Consider the following 22,060-nt stretch of genomic DNA (forward strand, 5'->3'; position numbering starts at 1 on the left):
GGCTGCTTTCCACGGCCGCAAATAAAAAGCCCCGCTGACCAGGGGGAGGTCAACGGGGCCGGGGAACGGGCGCTTGGGGAGGAGCCCCCGTTCCGAGATCTGCTCCAGGGGATGGGAGAGATCCACGACAGGCATTGCGCCTGTCGAGGGTTATGGAAGCACTTTCAACATTGATAGTTCGTGAAGGAAGCCAATTTATACAAACGTTCTGAGGGCGATATTCATGCTTTAGTCAGAATGTAAAGCCATCTGAACAAATTCACGTCGTTTTTGGCTTTAAACGAGAATCAATGCGCTTCATCCCAGTTGCTGCCGGTGCCGGTATCCACCACCAACGGCACCCGCAACTGCGCGGCCTGTGACATCAATCGAACGACGTTTTCCCGCAGCTCGTCGATAAACCCGGTTTCACTTTCAAAAACGAGTTCATCGTGCACCTGCAGGATCATCCGCGCCGGTGCCTTGCGCTCGGCCAGCCACTGGTCGACCTCGACCATCGCCCGCTTGATGATGTCCGCGGCGGTGCCCTGCATCGGTGCGTTGATGGCGGCGCGCTCGGCGCCGGCGCGCAGGCCCTGGTTGCGGGCGTTGATGTCGTTCAGGTAGAGGCGGCGGCCGAACAGGGTCTGCACGTAGCCCAGTTCACGGGCCTGCTGGCGCATGCGCTCCATGAAGTCACGCACGGCCGGGTAGCGGCTGAAGTACAGCGCCACGTAATCCTGCGCCTGGCCGCGGTCGATGCCCAGGTTGCGGGCCAGGCCGAAGGCACTCATGCCGTACATCAGGCCGAAGTTGATGGCCTTGGCGGCGCGGCGCTCGTTCGGGGTGACCTCCTCCAGCGTGCGGCCGAACACTTCCGCCGCGGTGGCGCGGTGCACATCGGCGCCCTGCTCGAAGGCACGCACCAGGCCCGGGTCTTCGGACAGGTGCGCCATGATCCGCAGTTCGATCTGCGAATAGTCCGCCGCCAGCAGCTGGCAGCCGGCCGGCGCGACGAACGCGCGGCGGATGCGGCGGCCATCGTCGGTGCGGATCGGGATGTTCTGCAGGTTGGGGTCGGAGGAGGACAGGCGGCCGGTGGCGGCACCGGACTGGTGGTAGCTGGTATGCACCCGGCCGGTATCGGGATTGACCATCTCCGGCAGCTTGTCGGTATAGGTGCTGCGCAGCTTGGCCAGGCCGCGGTACTCCAGGATCACCCGCGGCAGCTCGTGCTGGTCGGCGATGGCTTCCAGCGCTTCTTCATTGGTGCTGGGCTGGCCCTTGGGGGTCTTCACCACCGCCGGCAGCTGCAGTTCATCGAACAGCACCGCCTGCAGCTGCTTGGGCGAATCCAGGTTGAAGCTGCGCCCGGCCAGTTCGGTGGCCTTCTGCTGGGCGGCCAGCATCCGCGAGGACAGGTCCTGGCTCTGCCGGCGCAGCTCATCGGTGTCGATCTGCACGCCGTTGGCCTCGATGCGCTCCAGCACCGGCACCAGCGGCATCTCGATGCCCCGGTAGACCTGGGCCAGGCCCGGTTCGGCCAGCAGCTGCGGCTGCAGCACGTGGTGCAGGCGCAGCGTCACGTCGGCATCCTCGGCAGCGTAGCGGCTGGCCTCGTCGATGCCCACCTGCGAGAACGGAATCTGCTTGGCGCCCTTGCCGGCCACATCCTCGAACTTGAGGGTGTTGTAGCCCAGGTAGCGCAGGGCCAGCGAATCCATGTCGTGGCGGGTGGCGGTGGAGTTGAGCACGAAGCTCTCCAGCATGGTGTCGTCGTGGTAGCCACGCACCTCCACCCCATGCCGGCGCAGCACATGCAGGTCGTACTTGCCGTGCTGGCCGAGCTTCTTCTTCGCCGGGTCCTGCAGCACCGGGCGCAGCGCATCGAGCACCGTGTCCAGCGCCAGCTGCGCCGGCGCGCCGGGATAGTCATGGCCCACCGGGATGTAGGCGGCCTTGCCCGGCTCCACCGCCAGGCTGATGCCCACCAGGCGCGCGCGCATGGCATCGAGCGCGTCGGTTTCGGTATCGAAGCTGACCAGATCGGCCTGCTGCACGCGCTCGACCCAGGCCTGCAGCTGCGCGACGGTGAGCACGGTTTCGTACTCACCGGCGGCTGACAGTGCCGGATCGACCGCGCCGGCAGGCGGTGCCTCGGCGCTGCCCCGGGCAAAACCGGCCGCCGTACCACGCAGGCTGGGCGTTGCGGCATCGCTGGCCACGGTCGGCGCCGCCAGCGGCGCCCCCAGCTCCTTCAGGGCCTGGGTGAAGCCATAGCGGGTGTACAGCTCGGTCAGCACCGGCACGTCCGGGTCACGCAGGGCCAGCGTGGTCGGGCCGGCCTCCAGTTCCACATCCGTGCGGATGGTCACCAGGTCCTTGTTCAGGGGCAGGCGGTCCAGGGCCGCGCGCAGGTTCTCGCCGATCTTGCCCTTCATCGCCGGCGCGGCAGCCATCACCCCGTCCAGGTTCTGGTACTCGGCCAGCCACTTGGCTGCGGTCTTGGGCCCGCATTTCTCCACGCCGGGCACGTTGTCCACGGTATCGCCCATCAGCGCCAGCAGGTCGATGATCTGGTCGGCACGCACGCCGAACTTGTCCATCACCGCCGCGTCCGAATCCATGCGGCTGCCGGTCATGGTGTTGACCAGCTCGATGCCCGGGCGCACCAGCTGGGCGAAGTCCTTGTCACCGGTGGAAATGGTGACGTTCAGGTCCTGCGCCACGCCCTGCAGGGCCAGCGTGCCGATCACATCGTCGGCCTCCACCCCGGGCACGCGCAGGATGCTGATGCCCAATGCCTCGACGATGCGGCACATCGGCTCGACCTGGCTGCGCAGGTCGTCGGGCATCGGCGGGCGGTTGGCCTTGTACTGGTCGTACAGGTCGTCGCGGAAGGTCTTGCCGGGCGCGTCGACCACGAACGCCACGTAGGCCGGGCGCTCCTTCAGCGTGGCGCGCAGCATGTTGACCACGCCGAACAGCGCGCCGGTGGGTTCACCCTGTGCGTTGGACAGGGGCGGCAGCGCGTGGAACGCGCGGTACAGGTAACTGGACCCGTCGATCAGGACTAATCTGCTCATGCCGCGATTCTACGCGCCCGCCCCTGCACCGCGGCGACACGGCGCCCACAGCGGCATGGGGCATAATCAGGGCCTCCCTCTGCTTCGGACACTGCGGCCCATGAAGACCCTGATGCTGGCCTCGCTGCTCCTCCTCGCAGGCTGCGCCACGACCGGTGGTGCCGGTGCGCCCCCCATGGACGTGACCGGGGCCGAGGTGGCCACGCGCACCCTGGACAACGGCGATACGCTGGCGGAATACCGTATCGGCGGCCAGCTGCGCATGGTCAAGGTGACGCCGCTGCGCGGCCCGGCCTATTACATGTACGACAAGAACGGCGATGGCCACATGGACAGCAGCAAGGACGGCGTCTCGCCGGTCTACTGGAAGCTGTACAGCTGGTGAGGTGCAGCGTGGGGGCCGGCAGGCGCTGACCCTGGCGTGGGCGAACGGTGACGCCCCATCCACGCATGGCGTGGATCTACCGGTGAACCCCGCTGCGGGCAAACGGTGACGGGCCATCCACGCATGGCGTGGATCTACAACCGCCTCACGGCCGATCCACGTTCGGTAGATCCACGCCATGCGTGGATGAACCATCACGGTGCCCGCAAAAGATGACGCCGGCACGCATCCTGCGCACCGGCGTCGGGTCCCCTCCCCGGGAACGCGGTGAATCTCAGCGGATGACCAGCACCGGCAGGGTGCTGCGTGCCAGCACTTCGGCGGTCTGGCTGCCCAGCAGCACGCGGGTCACGCCCCGGCGGCCATGCGAGGTCATCACGATCAGGTCGCTGTTGCGCTCGGCAGCGGTATCGATGATGCCGTCGGCGGCATAGCGGTCCAGCACATGGATCGGGTTGGCGGTAATGCCCTGCTCCTGCGCCTTGGCCAACGCCGGCTGCAGGATCTTCTGCGCCCCTTCCTCGCGGTCGGCCTTGTACTCGGGGCTGTTGATGTAGCCCACGCTCCAGCCCATGGCGTCGTACATGCCGACGGCCCACGGCTCGGACACGGTCACGATATCGACCTCGGCGTTGAGGTCCTTGGCCAGCTCCAGGCCCTTGGCCAGGCCCTTGTCGGCCAGCTCCGAACCGTCGGTGGCAATCAGGATGCGCTTGTACATGGTGGCTCCGTGTCGAACTGCCGAATGGGAACGCCACCATTACACACCCGGTGTGCAGGTGGCGCTGTGATCAGGATCAATGCGCCGCCGAACGCCACATCCGGCACAGGGTGCGGCCCCGCCCGTGGCCGGCCCCGCTGACTGTCCGGGCCCGGTTGCCCCCACCGCGCACCCCGTGCATGCTGCATGCACACGCCCGCAGGGGCCCCAAGGAGAAGACGATGCAGGAACGCACCCCCTCCCTCCAGCGGCGCAGCGAACAGGTGCTGCTACTGGCCGGCATGCTGGCATTCACGCTGGTCGTGGCCGGCTACACCGCCGGGAAGGCCCTGGCAGAAATGGACAACGCACGGTGTGAGGCCGCCACCGGCTGCACCCGTTGATCCTGCGGGGTGCGGGCCAGTGGCCGGCACCCTCGCCACGCCCCCGCGCAGGAACGGCGGCACCGCGCTGCAGATGACGCAGCGCGGTACTCAGATCACCGTCAGGTTGGCGTACGCCATCACCAGCCACTTGCTGCCGGCATCGGCGAATTCGACCTGCACGCGGGCGTGGGCGCCGTTGCCTTCGTAGTCGGTGACCATGCCTTCGCCGAACTTGGGATGGGTGACCAGCGCGCCCAGCTTGATCGGCGGCGCCTCGATGGCGGCATGGCCCATCACGCGGCTGGTGCCCAGCGAGGCCGGACGCGAGACCTGCACCTTCGGCCGCACTTCGTGCAGCAGTTCGCGCGGAATCTCACGCAGGAAACGTGACGGCAGGCTGTAGTTGTCCTGGCCGTGGATACGGCGCGATTCGGCATAGCTGAGCACCAGCTTCTGCCGTGCCCGGGTGATGCCCACGTAGGCCAGCCGGCGTTCCTCTTCCAGCCGCCCGCTTTCCTCCAGCGAACGGCCGCTAGGGAACAGGCCCTCTTCCAGCCCGGCCAGGAACACCAGCGGGAACTCCAGCCCCTTGGCCGAATGCAGGGTCATCAGCTGCACGCCCTCCTCGCCGGCCTGGGCCTGGCCTTCGCCAGCTTCCAGCGCGGCATAGGCCAGGAACGCAACCAGCTCGTCCATGTCCTGACCCACTTCCTCGATGTCATCGGCACGGCGCACGAAGCGCGAGGCCACCGACACCAGTTCGTCGAGGTTGTCGGTGCGCGATTCCGAATCCAGCGCGTTGCGGCTTTCCTTGCTCCAGTGCTCGCGCAGCTGCGAGCGGGCCAGCACGTGGTCCACGCGCTCGGCCAGGGTCATGTGCACGCTCTGCGCCTGCAGTTCATTCACCAGCACCAGGAAGCCGGCCAGTGCATTGCGGGCACGCGCGGCCAGGGCGTTGCCCTGGGTGACCAGCATGGTCGCTTCCCACAGCGAGATGCCCTGCGCACGTGCCTCGCGGCGCACTTCATCCAGCGTGCGCTCGCCGATGCCACGGGTGGGCGTGTTGACCGCACGCTCGAAGGCCGCGTCGTCATTGCGGTTGGACAGCAGGCGCAGGTAGGCCAGCGCATCCTTGATTTCGGCGCGTTCGAAGAAGCGCATGCCACCGTAGACACGGTACGGCACCTGCTCGCTCAGCAGTGCTTCTTCCAGCGCGCGCGACTGCGCGTTGCTGCGGTAGAGCACCGCGATCTCGGTGTAGCTGCCACCATCACGCACCCACTGGCGGGCACGCTCGACGATGTAGCGTGCTTCATCCATCTCGTTGTAGGCCGCATACAGGTCGATCGGCTCGCCGTCGCCGCTGTCGGTCCACAGCTGCTTGCCGATGCGGTCGGGGTTGTGGGCGATCACCGCGTTGGCGGCACCGAGGATGTTGGCGGTGGAGCGGTAGTTCTGCTCCAGGCGGATGGTCTGCGCACCGGGGAAATCGCGCAGGAAGCCCTGCACGTTCTCGACCTTGGCGCCGCGCCAGCCATAGATGGCCTGGTCATCGTCGCCGACCACGAACACATGGCCCGAATCACCGGCCAGCACGCGCACGAAGGCGTACTGGATGGCGTTGGTGTCCTGGAACTCGTCCACCAGGATTTCGCGGAAGCGGGCGCGGTAGTGCGCCAGCAGCGCCGGGTTGTCGCGCAGCAGCTCGTGCGCGCGCAGCAGCAGCTCGGCAAAATCGACCAGGCCGGCACGGTCGCAGCGCGCCTGGTATTCGATGTAGGCCTGGCGCATGGTTTCCAGCCACGCATCATGCTGCTCGGGCTGGATGTGCTGCGGGCGGCGGCCTTCATCCTTCTGCGCGTTGATCCACCAGGCGATCTGCTTGGGCGGGTACTTGCCGTCGTCCAGCTCAAGGGCCTGCACCACGCGCTTGACCAGCCGCAGCTGGTCGTCCGAATCCATCACCTGGAAGCCTTCGGGCAGCTTCGCGTCCTGCCAGTGCAGGCGCAGTAGGCGGTTGGCCAGGCCATGGAAGGTGCCGATCCACATGCCGCGGCTGCCGTGCGGCAGCTGTGCGTCGATGCGGTGGCGCATTTCGCCGGCGGCCTTGTTGGTGAAGGTCACCGCGAAGATGCCGTGGGTGGGCACGCCATCGACTTCATGCAGCCAGGCGATGCGGTGGGTCAGTACGCGGGTCTTGCCGGAACCGGCACCGGCCAGCACCAGGTGGTGGCCGGGGGGAGCGGAAACGGCTTCGCGCTGGGCCGGGTTCAGGCCATCGAGCAGGTGGGAGACATCCATGCCCCCATTTTACGGCATCGCCGTCGCGGCTCCTGCGACCACCTGCGTGGCCAGCGCCTGCGCCTGCTGGCGCAGTTCAGGCACGGCCAGGCTTTCCCACAGGGTGCCGATACGCAGGCTGCCCAGCACGCCCAGCCGCGGCTGCGCTCGGCCGTCGGCATCCAGCAAGCGGTCGCCATCGGCCACGCTGTCCAGGCCCAGCCCATGCGGCCCAGGGCGGGCCAGGCCATCGGCCAGCAGCTGCCGCAGCAGTGGATTGCGCAGTGCCCGTGCCTGGGTCTGCACACCGGTGGCGTTGACCACGGCGGCCACGGACCACTGCTGTTCGCCGCTGGCGGTCCACCCGGACAGCTGCAGCGCATCCCCCTGCACCGCCAGGTGCTGCAGACGGGCGCGCTGCACGCGCAGCTGGCCCTGAGCCTGCAGGGCCTGCAACTGCGCATGCACTGATTCGGCGACGCGGTGGCGATGGATGTCCCAGTAGCGCACGACATGGCGCAGGAAGCGCTGCTGGTCGGCCACGCTGAGACTGCGCCACAGCGCCTGCCCCAGTGGGCGAACGCGGTCCATCACGCCCTGCCAGGGCTGGCCGGCGGCAACGGCCCGGCGCGCATGGTCGCGCAGCGCCCGCACGCGCTGGCGCAGCGTCATCGCCAGCAGCGGCTGCGGATCGAACGGCGGCAGCTCACCATGGGCATGCGGCAGCGGCAGCAGGCCATGGCGCGAAAACACCTGCAGCGGGCCCCGGTGGCCGGCAGCGATCAGCGCCAGCACCGCATCGGCCATGCTCAAGCCCGAGCCGATGATGGCCAGCGGCTGGTCACCGGCCAGTGACCCTACGGCATCGTAGTGCCAGGCCTCCACCACCGCGCCGGCTGGCAGGGCCTCGGCTCCGGCGACCGGCAGCGGGCGCATGCTGTTGCCACAGGCCAGCACCACCTGCGCGGCATGCAGCAGGGGGCCACCGTCGAGCTGCAACCGGTAGCCGCCATCCTCCGGGTGCAGGCCCACGGCAGCGTACGGCACCACCTGCAACTGCGCGGGGCTGGCCTGCACAGCGTCCTGCAGGCGCTGCTGCAGGTAGCGTGCGTAATGCAGGCGCGACACGAAGCGCTCGCCCAGCTGTTCACGCGTGTCCTGCGGGTAGGCGGCGGCCTGCTGCAGATAATCGACAAAATCGCCCGGCACATCCACGAAGGCGCTCATCTTCGCGGCCGGCACGTTGAGCAGGTGCTGCGGCCATGCTGTCGCATAGGCGATGCCCTGGCCCAGCGACGGTGCAGGTTCGACGAGGGCGACCGCCAGCGGCGAGCGGGCCTGGCGCAGCACCTGGAGCGCCACCAGCACGCCGGCGGCACCACCCCCGATGATCGCCAGGTCCAGGGGAAGGAAGGACGGATCACTCATGCAGTGATTGTAGGCCAACGGCCCGGGGGATCGGCGGGCGGCCAGGCGCATCGCCACGCCGCCGTCACATCAGCGCATCGGCCAGGCGGGCGATGCCTTCGCGGCTGCGGCGCCATGCCGGGCGGCGGCGCCACTGCGCCAGCTGCAACGGCCGCGACTGCACCAGGTAGCCGTCTTCGATTTCACGCAGCTGCTGCACCAGCCGCGGGTCGTAGCAGATCAGGCCGATCTCGGCGTTGAGCGCGAACGAGCGGATGTCCATGTTGATCGAACCGAGCACGGCGATGTCATCGTCCACGCTCATGTGCTTGGCGTGCAGGAACTGTGGTTCGTACAGCGCGATGCGTACGCCACAGCGCAGCAGTTCATCGTAATAGGCTTCCTGCGCCCACGAGGTCAGCCGCTGGTTGTTGCTGGCCGACAGGATCAGCTGCACGTCCACACCGGACAACGCGGCGATGCGCAGTGCGCTGAGGGTGGCTTCATCGGGCACGAAGTACGGCGTCACCAGCACCAGCCGGTGGCGTGCCAGGTGGATCAGCGCGTTCACCGCATCGCGCGCGTTGCTGTACGGGTAGGCCGGGCCGCTGGGCAGCAGCTGGGTCGGCACGTCATCGGCGCAGACCGGCACGTTGGCGATCACATCCAGGCGCTGGCCGGTTTCCATGTACCAGTCGCTGGCGAACACGGCTTCCAGGTGCGCCACGGCCGGGCCGCGCACGCGCGCGACCAGTTCGCGGTTGGGATGACCGGGCACGAACTCGGGCCGGGCCAGGTTCTGCGAGCCTACATAGCCCACTTCGTTGTCGATCACGGCGATCTTGCGGTGGTTGCGCAGGTCCATGCGCCCGCTGCGGCGCCAGCGCAGGCCACCGGGCAGCATCGCGCGCACCTCGATGTCGCGTGCTTCCAGCCGCTGCCGGTAGGCACGCAGGCCACGCTTGGCACCCACCGCATCCAGCAGCACGCGGCACTGCACGCCACGGGCGGCGGCGCGCTGCAGGGCATCGACGATGGCCTCGCCCACCGCATCGTCGAACATCAGGTAGTACAGCAGGTGGACACGGTCCTCGGCCTGGTCGATATCGGCGATCAACGTGCGCAGCGAGTCGTCGTAGTCGGTCAGCAGTTCCACGGCGTTGCCATGGACGGGCATGAAATCGCCCTGGCGCTGCACCAGCGGCACGATCTCGGCGCTGGCCGTATCGCCCGGTGGCCGCCAGCGCAGGGCGCGCTGCAGCGCCTGTTCTTCGCGGATGACCTGCGAGGCCTCGGCCTGCCGGCGGATACGCTCGCGCGACAGCCAGGGATGGCCGAACAGCAGGTACAGCGGCAACCCCAGCAACGGCACGAAACCGACCAGCAGCAGCCAGCTGCGTGCGGCCCCCGGCGTGGTGCGGGTAGGAATCCAGCACAGCGCGACCAACCGGATCAACCAGTCGATCAACAGCAGGTAGGAACCCAGCAGCCACTCGAACAGCATCGCGTCGCCCGTCGGGAGGGGAGCGGCCATTCTGCCCAGCCGGGCAGGCACAGGAAAGTGAGGGCCCCGCCCCTGCCCCCTCCAGGGTGGAACCGCGCCCATGAAAAAACCCGCCACAGGGGCGGGTTTCTTCGCGGGGACCAGCAATCCGTGCGGATTACTTGATCTTGCCTTCCTTGTACAGGACGTGCTTGCGCACGACCGGATCGTACTTCAGGAATTCCATCTTCCCCGGGGTGTTCTTCTTGTTCTTGTCCGTGGTGTAGAAGTGGCCGGTACCGGCCGAGGAAATCATACGGACCTTATCGCGCTTGCCTGCCATGATGCTTTACTCCTCAGACCTTTTCGCCGCGCGCACGCAGCTCAGCCAGAACGGAATCGATGCCGTTCTTGTCGATGGTGCGCAGTGCATGCGCGGAAACACGAAGCTTGACCCAGCGGTTCTCGCTGGCGACCCAGAAACGGCGCTCGTGCAGGTTGGGCAGGAAACGACGACGGGTCTTGTTGTTGGCGTGCGAGACGTTGTTACCCGTCTGCACTCGCTTGCCGGAAACCTGGCATACGCGGGACATTGCGCACCTCGATGGTAGTAGTTGTCAGCCCGTAGCCCGGGCGACGGCGGCCTCGATGGTTGCCCACCACACGTCAAGAGAATCAAAGGGTTACGCTGGCGTTGGGCGGCCGGGGACGTGTTCCCGGGGGCGCCGCCCGGCACGAAACCGGACACAGCGAGCCGCGCATTATGCACCCGATCAAGCACTTGCGCAAGTTACCCACAGGCAGGGCGGTCACGCCGCGTCTGCGGGGCCCAGGACGTCCACCACCCAGTCGATGAACACCCGCAGGCGGTGGCTCATGTGCCGGTTCGGCGGGAACATCACATGCATCGGCATCGCCGGCAGCTGCCAGTCCGGCAGCAGCGGGACCAGTTCGCCACGGGCCACGTGCGCGGCGGTCATGTAGTCAGGCAGCACGACCACGCCCAGCCCGGCCAGGCCGGCGGCGAGATAGGCATTGCCATCATCCAGCGCGACCCAGTGCCGGCCCTGCACTTCCACCTGCTCGTCGCCGCGGCGGGCCACGAACACCCGCGCCCGGCCGCTGCGCGGGCTCAGGAAGCCCACTGCGTGATGGTCCGGGCCGTCCAGCTGGCGGGGGTGGGTTGGTGTTCCGTGCTGCTGCAGATAGGCCGGGCTGGCATGGAAGCCGATGCCGAGCGTACCCAGCGGGCGCGCGACCAGTGCAGGGTCGGCGGGGATGCCGCCGCGGATCACGCAGTCCACGTTGTCAGCAATCACATCCACTTCGCGATCGCTGACGCCGATGTCCAGGCGGATATCCGGGTAGCGCGCATGGAAGGCCGGCAGGGCCGGCACCAGCAGCAGGCGCGCGAACGGGCTGGGCACGTCGATGCGCAGGCGGCCACGCGGCTGGGCGGCGGCCTCGGCCAGCCCACCCTCCACATCCTCCAGGTCGGCCAGCAGGCGCACCACCCGCTCGTAGCAGGCCGCCCCCTCGGCGGTGACGCTGACCCGGCGCGTGGTGCGGTGGAGCAGGCGCACGCGCAGCCGCGCTTCCAGTTGCTGCACCAGCTGGGTGACGGTGGTGCGGCTGAGCCGCAGGGTTTCTGCGGCACGGGTGAAGCTGCCGGTTTCCACCACCCGGGCAAAGGCCTGCATCGCGTCGAAGCGGTCCATGGGGGCGCACCTGATTGTTTGGTAATTGGAAACAATCTAGAAGGATAATCGCGGTTTATCCAGACAGCAGCCCGGCGGAGCATGGCGCTGCCGCTGGCGCCCCCTGCGCCGGCCCTTCTGGACCCTTCCCATGTCGCACCGTGATGTCGTTTTCCCTGCCGGCCGCCAGGCGCTGTACGAGCGCAACCGCTACTCCCCGGCCATCCGCTCCAATGGTTTCCTGTTCGTGTCCGGCCAGGTCGGCAGCCGCGAGGACGGCTCGCCCGAGCCGGTGTTCGAAACGCAGGTGCGCCGCGCCTTCGACAATCTCAATGCGGTGCTGGCCGCCGCCGGCTGCACGTTCGATGACGTGGTGGACGTGACCGTGTTTCTGGTGGACCCGGAAACGAATTTCGAGAAAGCCTGGGCGATCGTGCCCGAGTACTGGGGCCAGGCGCCGCACCCGACCCTGACCGGCATCGGCGTGACCTGGCTGTACGGCTTCCAGTTCGAGATCAAGGTGATCGCGAAGCTGCCGTAAACCAGGGCGGGGCCAGATCCCGGTGCGGAAACCGGGATCTGGCCCCTGGGCGGTCAGGCATCGCGACGGTGCAGCCAGCGGTACAGCACCGGCAACACCAGCAGGGTCAGCAGCGTGGACGACACGATGCCGCCGATCACCACGGTCGCCAACGGGCGCTGCACTTCCGAACCGGCACCGACATTGAATGCCATCGGCACGAAGCCCAGCGAGGCCACCAGCGCGGTCATCAGCACCGGGCGCAGGCGGCCCAGCGCGCCTTCGCGCACCGCATCGGACAACGACCGGCCCTGTTCACGCAGGTGGCGCACGAAGCTGATCATCACCAGTCCGTTCAGCACGGCCACGCCGGACAAGGCGATGAAACCCACCCCGGCCGAGATCGACAGCGGCAGCCCGCGCAGGGCCAGCGCCAGCACGCCACCGGTCAGTGCCAGCGGCACGCCGGTGAACACGATGGCCGCATCACGGCCGGAACCGAACGCCCAGAACAGCAGCGCGAAGATCAGCACCAGCGTGACCGGCACCACCACGGCCAGGCGCTGGCTGGCCGAGATCAGCTGCTGGAAGCTGCCGCCGTAGTCGATCCAGTAACCGGCCGGCAGCGCGACCTTGGCCTGCACGGCCGCCTGCAGGTCGGCCACGAAACTGCCCAGGTCACGATCGCGCACATTGGCGGTGACCACGATGCGGCGCTTGCCGTTGTCGCGGTTGATCTGGTTCGGGCCTTCGCTGTTCTCGATACGCGCCAGTTCGCGCAGCGGTACCGTCCGCGGCATGCCACTGCCGGCTGCCTGGCCGCGACTGAGCTCATCGGCATTGCCACCCGCCAGCGCGGTTTCTAGCGAGATGGGCAGGTCGGCCAGCGCGGCCGGGTCCTGGCGCAGGTTCTCCGGCAGCCGCACGACGATGTCGAAGCGGCGATCGCCTTCGAACAGCTGCCCGGCCACCTGGCCGCCGACGGCGGCGGACACGGTGGACTGCACCTGGCCGGGGTTGAGCCCGTAACCGGCCAGCTTCTGCCGGTCCGGCAGCACCGTCAGCAGCGGCAGCCCACTGGTTTCCTCCAGCCGTACATCGGCCGCGCCGGGCACGGCCGACACCACCTTTTCCAGCTGCTGGCCAACTTGGCGCAGGGTGTCCAGGTCATCGCCGTAGAGCATCACCGCCACATCCGCGCGCACGCCGGAAATCAGCTCGTTCATGCGCATCTGGATCGGCTGGGTGAACTCGTAGTTGTTGCCCGGCAGCTGCTCGGCGGTCTTCTCCAGTTCGGCCAGCAGCGTGGCCCGTGGCTTGCGCGGGTCGGGCCATTGGCTGCGTGGCTTCATCATGATGAAGGTATCGGCCACCGACGGCGGCATCGGGTCGGAGGCCACTTCCGGCGTGCCGATCTTGGAGAACACCTTGGCCACTTCCGGCACCTGCAGCAGGCGGCGTTCGATCTGCACCTGCATCTGCACCGACTGCGCCAGGCTGGTGCCGGGGATGCGCATGGCATGCATGGCCACATCCCCTTCATCCAGGCTGGGCACGAACTCACTGCCCAGGCGCGTGGCCAGCACACCACACCCCAGCACCAGCGCCACCGCGCCAACGGCCACCCAGCGCCCACGGCGCAGGGTGAACGCCAGCAGCGGCTGGTAGCGGCGGCGCAGCCAGGCCATCAGGCGGTTTTCCTTTTCCTGCACGCGGCCACCGAGGAACAGCGCGATCGCTGCCGGCACGAAGGTCAGGCACAGCAGCATCGCACCGGTCAGGGCCAGCACCACGGTGATCGCCATGGGATGGAACATTTTTCCTTCCACGCCGGTCAGCGCGAAGATCGGCAGGTACACCGCGGTGATGATGCCCAGGCCGAACAGGCTGGGCCGGATCACTTCGGCGGTGGCGCTGGCGGTTTCGGCGAAGCGCTCGGCCACGGTCATGTCACGGCCCAGCGCATGCTGGCGCTCACCGAACCGGCGCAGGCAGTTCTCGATGATGATGACCGCACCGTCCACGATCAGGCCGAAGTCCAGCGCGCCCAGGCTCATCAGGTTGGCCGACACGCCCCCCCGGGCCATGCCGGTCAGGGTGAACAGCATCGCCAGCGGAATGACCGCCGCAGTGATCAGCGCCGCGCGCACGTTGCCCAGCAGCACGAACAGCACCACGATCACCAGCAGCGCGCCTTCCAGCAGGTTGCGCGCCACGGTCTGGATGGTGCGGTCCACCAGCGCGGTGCGGTCGTAGCTGGCGGTGACGGTCACGCCCTTGGGCAGGCTGGCCTGCGCCTGCTGCAGCTTGGCCGCTGCAGCCTGTGCCACCTCACGGCTGTTGGCACCGACCAGCATCACCACGGTACCCATCACCACTTCATGGCCATCCTGGGTGGCCGCGCCGCTGCGCAGTTCCGGGCCATCGGCCACCTCAGCCACGTCATGCACGTGGATCGGCACGCCTTCGCGGCGGTCCAGCACGATGTTGCCGATCTCCTGCAGGTCGGCCACCTGGCCGGGAATGCGCACCAGGAACTGCTGGCCGTTGCGCTCGATGTAGCCGGCACCGACGTTCTGGTTGTTGGCCTCCACCGCGGCGGCTACATCCTCCAGGGTGAAGCCCAGTGCGCGCAACCGCGCCGGATCGGGGGTGATGTGCACCTGGCGCTGGAAGCCACCGATGGTGTTGACCTCGGTGACACCCGGTACGTTGCGCAGCTGCGGGCGGATCACCCAGTCCTGCAGGGTGCGCAGGTCGGTGGAGGTGTACGGCGTGCCATCGGCCTTGCGCGCCTTGGGGTCGGCATCGATGGTGTACATGAAGATCTCGCCCAGGCCGGTGGCGATCGGTCCCAGCTGCGGGTCGAGCCCGGCCGGAATCTGCGAACGCACCTGCTGCAGGCGCTCGGCCACCTGCTGGCGGGCGAAGTACAGGTCGGTACCATCCTTGAAGACCACCGTGACCTGCGACAACCCGTAGCGTGACAGCGAGCGCACGTGGTCCAGCTTCGGCAGCCCGGCCATCGCCGTTTCCACCGCATAGGTGATGCGCTGTTCGCTTTCCAGCGGCGAATAGCCTGGTGCGGCGGTGTTCACCTGCACCTGTACGTTGGTGATGTCCGGGGTAGCGTCGATGGGCAGCTTGGTGAAACTCCAGGCGCCCACCAGCACCAGCGCCAACGTCAGCGCCAGCATCAGCCAGCGATGGGCGATGGCACCGCCGATGATGCGTTCGAGCAGGCCGGCGCGCGGCGTCAGGTCAGTGCTCATGGCCCGCCCCCGCCTTGCCGATATCGGCCTTCACCGTGTAGCTCTGTTCGACCACCACCTGCTCGCCGGCACGCAGGCCCTCGCTGATGGCGACCTGGCGTGCATCGCGCGCGCCCAGCGTGACCAGGCGCGCGGTGTAGGTATCGCCATCGCGGATGAACACCACGTCCTTGCCATCGAGCGTCTGCAGGGCTGCCAGCGGCACCACGATGTCGGCCGGCGTGCTGGCCACCACGATGCGCGCGCGCACCGCCGCGCCGGGGCGCCACAGGCCATCGCTGTTGTCCACCGTTGCCCGCGCCACCGTGCTCTGGCTGGCCGTGGCGGTACCCGGCAGCACGCGCTCAAGCGTGGTGGTCTGGCTGACACCATCGGTCATGCGGGTGACGGTGACCGGCACGCCGGCGGTGATGTGCTGGGTATCGGCCCCGAAGATGTGCAGGTCCACCCACAGCTGCGACAGGTCGCCAATCTCGAACAGCACCTGCCCTTCGCCCGCCACCGAGCCAACCTGCACCAGACGCGACAGCACCACGCCGCTGATCGGTGCGGGCACGCTGTAGGTGGTCAGGCTGAGGTTGCTGTCGATGCTGGCCAGCGGCTGGCCGGCGCGCACGCGGTCACCGACGTTGGCGCGCAGCGCACGCACCGGGCCGGGGAAACGTGCGGTCACCTGTGCACTGCGGCCATCCACCGGCGCCAGCAGGCCCTGCACATCATGTTCGTCGGCGATGGTGCCCGGCCCCGCCGCCGCACTGACGATGCCGGCCTCCTTGGCCTGCGCGGCCGTGATGGTGGTGTGCTCCGGGGCATCTTCATCCTGCCCGGCTTCGCCCTCGGCATGGTCATGGCCATCGCCGGCGGCCGCTGCCTGGGGCGGCGTGCTGCCCCCACAGGCTGTCAACGCCGCCAGCAGCAGCGACACGGTGGCCAGGCGGATCAGGGTATCAGTGGCCTTCATGGCTGGGTTCCTTCGGCAGTGGTGGCCAGCAGCGGCTGCCCGCTCAGGCGCTGGATTTCGATCAGGGCGGTCTGTGCCGACAGGGCGGCGTCAAGCTGGCGCTGGCGTGCCTCGATGCGCATGGCCTGCAGCTGTGCCCACTCCAGGTAGCTGATGGCGCCGGCGCGCCACGCGGTTTCGGCGGCTTTTTCCGCCTTCTGCAACTGCGGCAGCACATCGCTGCCCATGCGCTGCACTTCCAGGCGGGCGGTGACATAACGGCCATGGGCTTCGGCCAGGGTGGCGTACAGCTGCAGTGCACGTGCTTCGCGCTCCACGGCGCTCATTGCCAGGTCAGCCTGCGCGGCGCGGATCTCCGGCTCGGCACGGCGGGCACTGCCCAGCGGCACGCTGAAGCCGGCCACGAAGGCGTTGTCGCCGCTCTCGCGCTGGTTGCGTACGCCCAGCTGCCAGGACACATCGCTGCGCTGCTGGCTGCGGGCCAGCTGCAGCTGTGCTTCGCGCACGCGCGCCTCGTTGGCGATCACCGCCAGTTCCGGCGTGCGCTCCAGCAGTGTGGCCAGCGCCTGGAAATCCTGCAGGGCCGGCAGCTGCATCGGGTCACCGGTGACCGCATCGAAATCGACCTGGCGTGCGTTCCACAGGGCGGCCAGCGCCATGCGCGCCGCGCGCCCAGCCTGTTCGGCACGGTCGCGGTCCAGTTCGGCCTGGGCCAGCGCGGCCTGGGCGGTCATCAGGGTCGAGGCCGGTGAGGCACCGGCCTGCAGGCGCAGGCGGGCGGCGGACACCGCACGGCGGCGCTGCTCGATATCGTCCAGCGCGATGCGGTGCTGCTCGCTGGCAGCGGTGATGGCCAGGTAGCGGCGCGCGGTTTCGGCCATCAGGTCCAGGCGGGTGATCTCGCGCTGCGGTGCCAGTGCGTCCAGGTTGGCCTGGGCCACGGCACGGCGCGCGTCGAGCTTGCCGCCGCGCTCCAGCACGCCGGCCAGCGTCACCGTGGTCTCGGTGGCATCGAAGCCGCGGTTGGCGCCGGTGCCCAGCGCGTTCTCGATGTCCACGCCGAACACCAGCGCAGGCTTCAGGCCGGCGCCGTCGAGGCGGGCCTGTGCGGCCTGCCGCTGCAGCGTGGGCAGGCGTAGGTCGGGATGGGTACGGGCGACGCGGTCGACGGCCGCATCCAGGGTCAACGGGTCAAGCGGCGATGGCGCCTGTGCGTGCACGCACGGCGCGATCGCCAGGGCCGCGACGGCGGCCAGGCGGATCCACATGGGAAGTACTCCGGAAAACGCAGGACAGGATCAGGACGCCCGCAGGGTGCGGGCCGGCAGATCAGGCCTGGATCGGAGGACGCAGCAGCGATTCCAGCGGGGCCGGACGCCAGTTCGTATCAACGGCGGGGGCCGGTACCGACGCAGGGGGGGCCGGCAGTTCCCAGCCGGCACTGGCGAAAGGCAGCACGCTGCCCTGCCCGTGGCAGTGCGCGCAGTGCAGCAGCGCGTGCAGCAGGCGCGCGCCGGTGTCTTCATCGTCGTGGCCGGGGGCCTCGTCGGCCATGCCCTGGGACGTGGCCGGGTGGTCCAGGTGGCTCATGGCATGCAGCTCACCCAGCGCCGATGCAGTGGCCCCCCCCACGGTGCCGATCGCCACCACCACCAGCATCAGCAGGCGGAGCAGGTACGGCGGGCGGCGGCGCAGGGCGCGGATCATGGGCGAAGCGTAACGGGGCCTGACCCCGTTACACAATCGCAGGTGCCGGCAGCGCCAGTGCGGCGTTCAGCCGTACCGGCCCCTGCACGGCAGGCGTCACGCCTTCTTGCTGTCGGCGATGAACTGCTGGATCTGCTGCTCCAGCACCGGCAGCGGCACCGAGCCCTGCTTGAGCACCGCATCATGGAAGGCCTTGATGTCGAACCTGTCGCCCAGTTCCTTCTCCGCCTGCGCGCGCAGGCGCACGATGGCGATCTCGCCCAGCTTGTAGCTCAGCGCCTGGCCCGGCCAGGAGATGTAGCGGTCCACTTCGGTGGTCACTTCGTGCTCGCTCAGCGCGGTGTGGTCGCGCAGGTAGGCCAGCGCCTGGTCGCGGGTCCAGCCCTTGCTGTGCACGCCGGTATCGATGACCAGGCGCGCAGCGCGCCACATTTCGTAGGTCAGGCGCCCGAAGTCCTCGTAGGGGGTTTCATAGATGCCCATTTCCACGCCCAGCTTCTCGCAGTACAGCGCCCAGCCCTCGCCATAGGCGGAGATGTAGGCGTTGCGGCGGAACTCCGGCAGGTTCTTCTGCTCGGCCGCCAGCGCACCCTGCAGCGCATGGCCCGGGTCGGACTCATGCAGGGTCAGCGCGGGCAGGTTGTACAGCGGGCGCGATGGCAGATCGTAGGTATTGAGCCAGTAGGTACCGCCACCGCCACGGCCGGCCGTCCAGAACGGGGCGATGTCGGCCGGCACCGGCACGATGGTGAAGCGCGCGCGCGGCAGCGTCATGTACTTGCCGAGCTGGCCATCGGCACGCTTGGAGATCCACGCCGCACGCGACAGCAGCTCCTGCGGCGTCTTGGCGTAGAACTGCGGATCGGTGCGCAGGAAGGTCAGGAACTCGGCGAAGCTGCCCTTGAAGCCCACCTGGGTGATGATCCCGTTCATCTCCTTCTGGATGCGCGCCACCTCGGCCAGGCCGATCGCGTGGATCTCGTCCGGCGACAGGTCCAGCGTGGTGTATTCGTGGATCTGCTGGTGGTAATAGGCCTTGCCGTCCGGCATGGCTTCAGCGGCCAGCGTGGTGCGCGCCTGCGGGACGTATTCCTTCACGAAGAACACGCGCAGCTGCTGGAAGGCCGGCACCACCTTGCCGCTGATCGCAGCGGCCGCCTGCGTGCGCAGGCGCTCCTGTTCGGCCGCCGGGATGCTGTTGGGCAGCTTCTTGAACGGTGCATACAGCGGCGACTCGGTCGGGTCCTTCAGTTCGGCCACCGTGGCGATGGACACTTCGCGGCCATCGAGCACCGCGCGCGGCACGCTGAAGCCACGCTTCAGGCCGGCGCGCATGTTCGCGGTCTGCTGGTTGAAGTAGCGCGGCACATCGTCCAGTCGGGCGATGTAGTTCTGGTAGTCCTTGACCGTTTTCATTTCCCGGCGGGCCATGAAGGACAGGTTCGACCAGAACGAGGAATCGGAGTTGAACGGCATCTCATAGCCGCGCAGGCGCACATCCTGGGCCAGGTTGAAGACCTGGTCGCGGTAGATGGCGTAATTGACCTGGTTGTCCGGCGAAAGCGCCTTCACATCGACACGGCCGAGCTCGGCCAGCACGCTGTCCCACACCTTCAGGCGCGCCTGCTGCGCGGCCGGGGAGACATCGGGCATGCGGGTGGCGTTGGCCGGTGCGTCCTCGTCTTCGCTGGCTTCACCACCGCCGGTCTGGCGCCAGGCCCATTCCTTCTCGTAGATGGCGCGGAAAGCGGCATCGGCCGGCGATTCGCTGGCCACGCTGGCCGGGGCGGCGGTCGCCGGGGGCGCGGCGAAAGCCACGGCGGGGGCGGACAGGGCAAGCAGCAGGGCAACGGCAAGACGGGTTTTCACGTGCGGGGTTCCCGGGAAGGCAGGTTCCGATCATCGCACCCCCCATCGCCGATGGCATGGGACGAAGGTCCTGTCCGCGCAGCGGACAGGACCGGCAAAGGCGCCCATACCCGCTGCCTGGCATGCTCCGGCGCCGCCTGGCCTCAGTGGCTGGCGCGATCCCGCTTCCAGCCGCGGTGCTTGATGTCCAGGTGCAGGCTGTACAGAGCGGTGAACGCCGGGAACAGGTTCTGCAGCACGCCCACCGAATCCTGCTTGGCCGAGAACAGGAAGTAGCTCAGCGTCATCAGGCTGCCGACCACGCTCATGTACCAGAACAGGCGCGGGATGACCGGCTTGCCGGCACGCTTGGAGGCGATGAACTGCACCAGCCAGCGGCCGCCGAACATGATCGCGCCGGTGTAGCCGATCAGCTTCCAGCCGGTCACGTGCAGGCCGGTCCAGAACAGCCAGGTCAACGGCTGGTCGAGCCAGTGCAGTTCCATGTCCATCAACGCTCCTCCACGGCGGTGCGCTTGCTGCGCACGATCAGCCACGCCACACCGCGCAGGTCGCGGATGCCGACCAGCGCGCGGCCGAGGTTGTTGTACTTGGACACGCCAGCGGTGCGATGGCGGTGGTTCACCGGCACGCTGGTGGTCTGCCAGCCGGCCCGCTGCATCAGGGCCGGCAGGTAACGGTGCATGTGGTCGAAATACGGCAGGTCCAGGAACGCGGCGCGCTCGAACAGCTTGATGCCGCAGCCGGTATCGGGCGTGTCATCGCGCAGCATGCGCGCGCGGATGCGGTTGGCCCACTTGCTGGCCCAGCGCTTGCTGCCGCTGTCCTGGCGGTTGACCCGCCAGCCGGCGAACAGCTTGACCCCGGCAGCGGCGGCGGCGCGTGCGGCCAGCAGCCTGGGAATATCGGCCGGATCGTTCTGGCCATCGCCATCGAGGGTGGCGATCCACGGCGCGCGCGCGTGCTTGACCCCGGTACGCACGGCGGTGCTCTGCCCGCTCTGGCTGACGTGGTGCAGCACGCGCAGTTCCGGCGTGCTGGCCTTCAGGCCATCAAGCACGGCCAGCGTGTCATCACGCGAGTGGTCGTCAACGTAGAGGATTTCAAACGGAATGTGCCCACGCAGGGCGGCGGTGATCTCCGCCACCAGCGGCGCGACATTGTCGCGCTCGTTGAATACCGGGACGACGACGGAAAGCAGGGGTTCGCTCATGGCTCACTCGGCCAGGGGGGACAACGACCGCGCATTCTCCGAAGCCGAGGTTATCCGAAGATGAATTCGACCGTGTGAGGATCACGCCTCAGGCGCGGTCACCGAAATACTCGCGGCACCACTGCACCACCGGTGGCAGGCCCTGTTCAATGGGCGTGGCCGGATCGAAGCCGAACGCATCGCGGGCGCGACGGGTATCGGCCATGGTGCGCACCATGTCGCCCGGCTGCATCGGCTTGTAGACCTTCTGCGCAGGGCGGCCGGCGGCCTGTTCGATCACGCCGATGAAGCGCTCCAGTTCAACGGGGGTATGGTTGCCCAGGTTGAACACGCGGTGCGGTACCGGCTCGGCGCTGGGGTGCGCGAGCGCGCCGAGGATACCGGCCACGATGTCGGAAACATGTGTGAAATCGCGCTGCATGCGGCCTTCGTTGAACACCTCGATCGGGCGCCCGGCCAGCACCGCGCGCGAGAACAGCAGCGGTGCCATGTCCGGGCGGCCCCACGGGCCGTACACGGTGAAGAAGCGCAGGCCGGTGGCATGCAGGCCGTACAGCTGCGCATAGGTATGGGCCATCAGCTCGTTGGCGGCCTTGGTGGCCGCATACAGCGAGCGCGGCTGGTCCACGCGCTGGTCTTCAGAGAACGGCGGGGTGGCCGAATCACCATAGACCGAGCTGCTGGAGGCATATACCAGGTGCTGCACGCCGCCGTGCCGGCACCGTTCAAGCATGTTGACGAAGCCGACCAGGTTGCTGTCGACATAGGCATGCGGATTTTCCAACGAATAGCGCACGCCGGCCTGGGCGGCCAGGTGGATGACCGCCGTCGGCCGCACCTCGTCGAACAGCGCGGCCAGGCCGTCGCGGTCGGTCAGGTCCAGCGTGCGCAGGTCCAGGTCCGGGCACAGGGCTGCCACGCGGTCGCGCTTGATCTGCGGGTCGTAGTAATCGTTGAAGTTGTCCAGCCCGACCACGGCGTGGCCGGCATCGAGCAGGGCGCGGGCGGTGTAGGCACCGATGAAGCCGGCGGCGCCGGTGAGCAGCAGGGTCATTGCAGGGTCCTGGCGGGTACGCCCCGCTTTCACCATCGGCCGACGTCGCGGGGAAGCGTCG

19 protein-coding genes are annotated in these 22,060 nt (G+C 68.2%); 3 read left to right on the plus strand and 16 right to left on the minus strand.

Annotated features, from left to right (window positions below; genetic code table 11):
• Nucleotides 1–287: 287 nt before the first annotated feature.
• Nucleotides 288–3,065 (minus strand): DNA polymerase I, encoded by a 2,778-nt coding sequence (polA, locus tag Q9R17_RS07745; protein ID WP_308157844.1) that lies wholly within the window; start codon nt 3,063–3,065, stop codon nt 288–290.
• Between the two features lie 100 nt (nt 3,066–3,165).
• Here polA and Q9R17_RS07750 point away from each other — a divergent pair, with 100 nt between their 5' ends.
• Nucleotides 3,166–3,450, plus strand: coding sequence for a DUF2782 domain-containing protein (locus tag Q9R17_RS07750; protein ID WP_308157845.1), 285 nt, complete (start codon nt 3,166–3,168; stop codon nt 3,448–3,450).
• 274 nt (nt 3,451–3,724) lie between these two features.
• Here Q9R17_RS07750 and Q9R17_RS07755 read toward each other — a convergent pair whose 3' ends face one another.
• Entirely contained in the window at nt 3,725–4,171 is a 447-nt protein-coding gene (locus Q9R17_RS07755; protein ID WP_308157846.1) for a universal stress protein, read from the minus strand.
• Between the two features lie 221 nt (nt 4,172–4,392).
• On the opposite strand from Q9R17_RS07755, the gene Q9R17_RS07760 reads away from it, so the two are divergent.
• Nucleotides 4,393–4,554 (plus strand): hypothetical protein, encoded by a 162-nt coding sequence (locus Q9R17_RS07760; RefSeq protein ID WP_308157847.1) that lies wholly within the window; start codon nt 4,393–4,395, stop codon nt 4,552–4,554.
• Between the two features lie 90 nt (nt 4,555–4,644).
• On the opposite strand, the gene uvrD is transcribed toward Q9R17_RS07760, so the two are convergent.
• The 6 genes from uvrD to Q9R17_RS07790 all read right to left on the minus strand — a co-directional run bounded on the left by uvrD (nt 4,645) and on the right by Q9R17_RS07790 (nt 11,424).
• Entirely contained in the window at nt 4,645–6,837 is a 2,193-nt protein-coding gene (gene uvrD / locus Q9R17_RS07765; RefSeq protein WP_308157848.1) for a DNA helicase II, read from the minus strand.
• Nucleotides 6,838–6,846: 9 nt separating this feature from the next.
• Nucleotides 6,847–8,262: an FAD/NAD(P)-binding protein gene (locus tag Q9R17_RS07770; RefSeq protein WP_308158307.1), complete on the minus strand. Its 1,416-nt coding sequence runs from the start codon at nt 8,260–8,262 to the stop codon at nt 6,847–6,849.
• A gap of 46 nt (nt 8,263–8,308) precedes the next feature.
• Nucleotides 8,309–9,727, minus strand: coding sequence for a cardiolipin synthase (gene cls, locus Q9R17_RS07775; protein ID WP_308158308.1), 1,419 nt, complete (start codon nt 9,725–9,727; stop codon nt 8,309–8,311).
• Between the two features lie 157 nt (nt 9,728–9,884).
• A complete protein-coding gene (rpmG, locus tag Q9R17_RS07780; protein WP_169411268.1) occupies nt 9,885–10,052 on the minus strand; it encodes a 50S ribosomal protein L33 in 168 nt (55 codons plus the stop codon).
• A gap of 10 nt (nt 10,053–10,062) precedes the next feature.
• Nucleotides 10,063–10,299, minus strand: coding sequence for a 50S ribosomal protein L28 (rpmB, locus tag Q9R17_RS07785; RefSeq protein WP_005411638.1), 237 nt, complete (start codon nt 10,297–10,299; stop codon nt 10,063–10,065).
• 216 nt (nt 10,300–10,515) lie between these two features.
• The gene (locus Q9R17_RS07790) at nt 10,516–11,424 is read right to left on the minus strand and encodes a LysR family transcriptional regulator (protein ID WP_308157849.1); all 909 of its coding nucleotides are present in this window, start codon (nt 11,422–11,424) and stop codon (nt 10,516–10,518) included.
• Between the two features lie 130 nt (nt 11,425–11,554).
• On the opposite strand from Q9R17_RS07790, the gene Q9R17_RS07795 reads away from it, so the two are divergent.
• The gene (locus tag Q9R17_RS07795) at nt 11,555–11,944 is read left to right on the plus strand and encodes a RidA family protein (RefSeq protein ID WP_308157850.1); all 390 of its coding nucleotides are present in this window, start codon (nt 11,555–11,557) and stop codon (nt 11,942–11,944) included.
• 53 nt (nt 11,945–11,997) lie between these two features.
• On the opposite strand, the gene Q9R17_RS07800 is transcribed toward Q9R17_RS07795, so the two are convergent.
• The 8 genes from Q9R17_RS07800 to Q9R17_RS07835 form a co-directional block, all read right to left on the minus strand.
• Nucleotides 11,998–15,165: a CusA/CzcA family heavy metal efflux RND transporter gene (locus tag Q9R17_RS07800; RefSeq protein WP_308158309.1), complete on the minus strand. Its 3,168-nt coding sequence runs from the start codon at nt 15,163–15,165 to the stop codon at nt 11,998–12,000.
• A gap of 19 nt (nt 15,166–15,184) precedes the next feature.
• Nucleotides 15,185–16,156 (minus strand): efflux RND transporter periplasmic adaptor subunit, encoded by a 972-nt coding sequence (locus Q9R17_RS07805; RefSeq protein WP_308157851.1) that lies wholly within the window; start codon nt 16,154–16,156, stop codon nt 15,185–15,187.
• Nucleotides 16,153–17,424 (minus strand): TolC family protein, encoded by a 1,272-nt coding sequence (locus Q9R17_RS07810; RefSeq protein ID WP_308157852.1) that lies wholly within the window; start codon nt 17,422–17,424, stop codon nt 16,153–16,155. Before Q9R17_RS07810 ends, Q9R17_RS07805 begins: the two co-directional genes overlap by 4 nt.
• A 61-nt stretch (nt 17,425–17,485) precedes the next feature.
• On the minus strand, nt 17,486–17,863 hold the full coding sequence (locus Q9R17_RS07815; RefSeq protein ID WP_308157853.1) for a hypothetical protein: 378 nt from the start codon (nt 17,861–17,863) through the stop codon (nt 17,486–17,488).
• 96 nt (nt 17,864–17,959) lie between these two features.
• Nucleotides 17,960–19,732 carry a DUF885 family protein gene (locus tag Q9R17_RS07820; protein WP_308157854.1) on the minus strand — a complete coding sequence of 591 codons (1,773 nt, stop codon included), beginning with the start codon at nt 19,730–19,732 and terminating at the stop codon, nt 17,960–17,962.
• A 143-nt stretch (nt 19,733–19,875) separates the two neighbouring features.
• Nucleotides 19,876–20,223, minus strand: a complete 348-nt coding sequence (locus Q9R17_RS07825) for a lipid-A-disaccharide synthase N-terminal domain-containing protein (protein WP_308157855.1) — start codon at nt 20,221–20,223, stop codon at nt 19,876–19,878.
• Nucleotides 20,223–20,945 carry a glycosyltransferase gene (locus Q9R17_RS07830; protein ID WP_308157856.1) on the minus strand — a complete coding sequence of 241 codons (723 nt, stop codon included), beginning with the start codon at nt 20,943–20,945 and terminating at the stop codon, nt 20,223–20,225. Before Q9R17_RS07830 ends, Q9R17_RS07825 begins: the two co-directional genes overlap by 1 nt.
• Before the next feature lie 88 nt (nt 20,946–21,033).
• Nucleotides 21,034–21,999 carry an NAD-dependent epimerase/dehydratase family protein gene (locus Q9R17_RS07835; protein ID WP_308157857.1) on the minus strand — a complete coding sequence of 322 codons (966 nt, stop codon included), beginning with the start codon at nt 21,997–21,999 and terminating at the stop codon, nt 21,034–21,036.
• Nucleotides 22,000–22,060: the final 61 nt, after the last annotated feature.

The organism is Stenotrophomonas sp. 24(2023) (assembly GCF_030913365.1).
GTDB lineage: Bacteria > Pseudomonadota > Gammaproteobacteria > Xanthomonadales > Xanthomonadaceae > Stenotrophomonas.

Excerpts from the sequence above, each read along its gene's own strand:
- polA (WP_308157844.1), bottom strand. The coding sequence starts at position 3,065 with ATGAGCAGATTAGTCCTGATCGACGGGTCCAGTTACCTGTACCGCGCG.
- Q9R17_RS07750 (WP_308157845.1), top strand. The coding sequence starts at position 3,166 with ATGAAGACCCTGATGCTGGCCTCGCTGCTCCTCCTCGCAGGCTGCGCC.
- Q9R17_RS07755 (WP_308157846.1), bottom strand. The coding sequence starts at position 4,171 with ATGTACAAGCGCATCCTGATTGCCACCGACGGTTCGGAGCTGGCCGAC.
- Q9R17_RS07760 (WP_308157847.1), top strand. The coding sequence starts at position 4,393 with ATGCAGGAACGCACCCCCTCCCTCCAGCGGCGCAGCGAACAGGTGCTG.
- uvrD (WP_308157848.1), bottom strand. The coding sequence starts at position 6,837 with ATGGATGTCTCCCACCTGCTCGATGGCCTGAACCCGGCCCAGCGCGAA.
- cls (WP_308158308.1), bottom strand. The coding sequence starts at position 9,727 with ATGCTGTTCGAGTGGCTGCTGGGTTCCTACCTGCTGTTGATCGACTGG.
- rpmB (WP_005411638.1), bottom strand. The coding sequence starts at position 10,299 with ATGTCCCGCGTATGCCAGGTTTCCGGCAAGCGAGTGCAGACGGGTAAC.
- Q9R17_RS07790 (WP_308157849.1), bottom strand. The coding sequence starts at position 11,424 with ATGGACCGCTTCGACGCGATGCAGGCCTTTGCCCGGGTGGTGGAAACC.
- Q9R17_RS07795 (WP_308157850.1), top strand. The coding sequence starts at position 11,555 with ATGTCGCACCGTGATGTCGTTTTCCCTGCCGGCCGCCAGGCGCTGTAC.
- Q9R17_RS07805 (WP_308157851.1), bottom strand. The coding sequence starts at position 16,156 with ATGAAGGCCACTGATACCCTGATCCGCCTGGCCACCGTGTCGCTGCTG.
- Q9R17_RS07810 (WP_308157852.1), bottom strand. The coding sequence starts at position 17,424 with ATGTGGATCCGCCTGGCCGCCGTCGCGGCCCTGGCGATCGCGCCGTGC.
- Q9R17_RS07815 (WP_308157853.1), bottom strand. The coding sequence starts at position 17,863 with ATGATCCGCGCCCTGCGCCGCCGCCCGCCGTACCTGCTCCGCCTGCTG.
- Q9R17_RS07825 (WP_308157855.1), bottom strand. The coding sequence starts at position 20,223 with ATGGACATGGAACTGCACTGGCTCGACCAGCCGTTGACCTGGCTGTTC.
- Q9R17_RS07830 (WP_308157856.1), bottom strand. The coding sequence starts at position 20,945 with ATGAGCGAACCCCTGCTTTCCGTCGTCGTCCCGGTATTCAACGAGCGC.
- Q9R17_RS07835 (WP_308157857.1), bottom strand. The coding sequence starts at position 21,999 with ATGACCCTGCTGCTCACCGGCGCCGCCGGCTTCATCGGTGCCTACACC.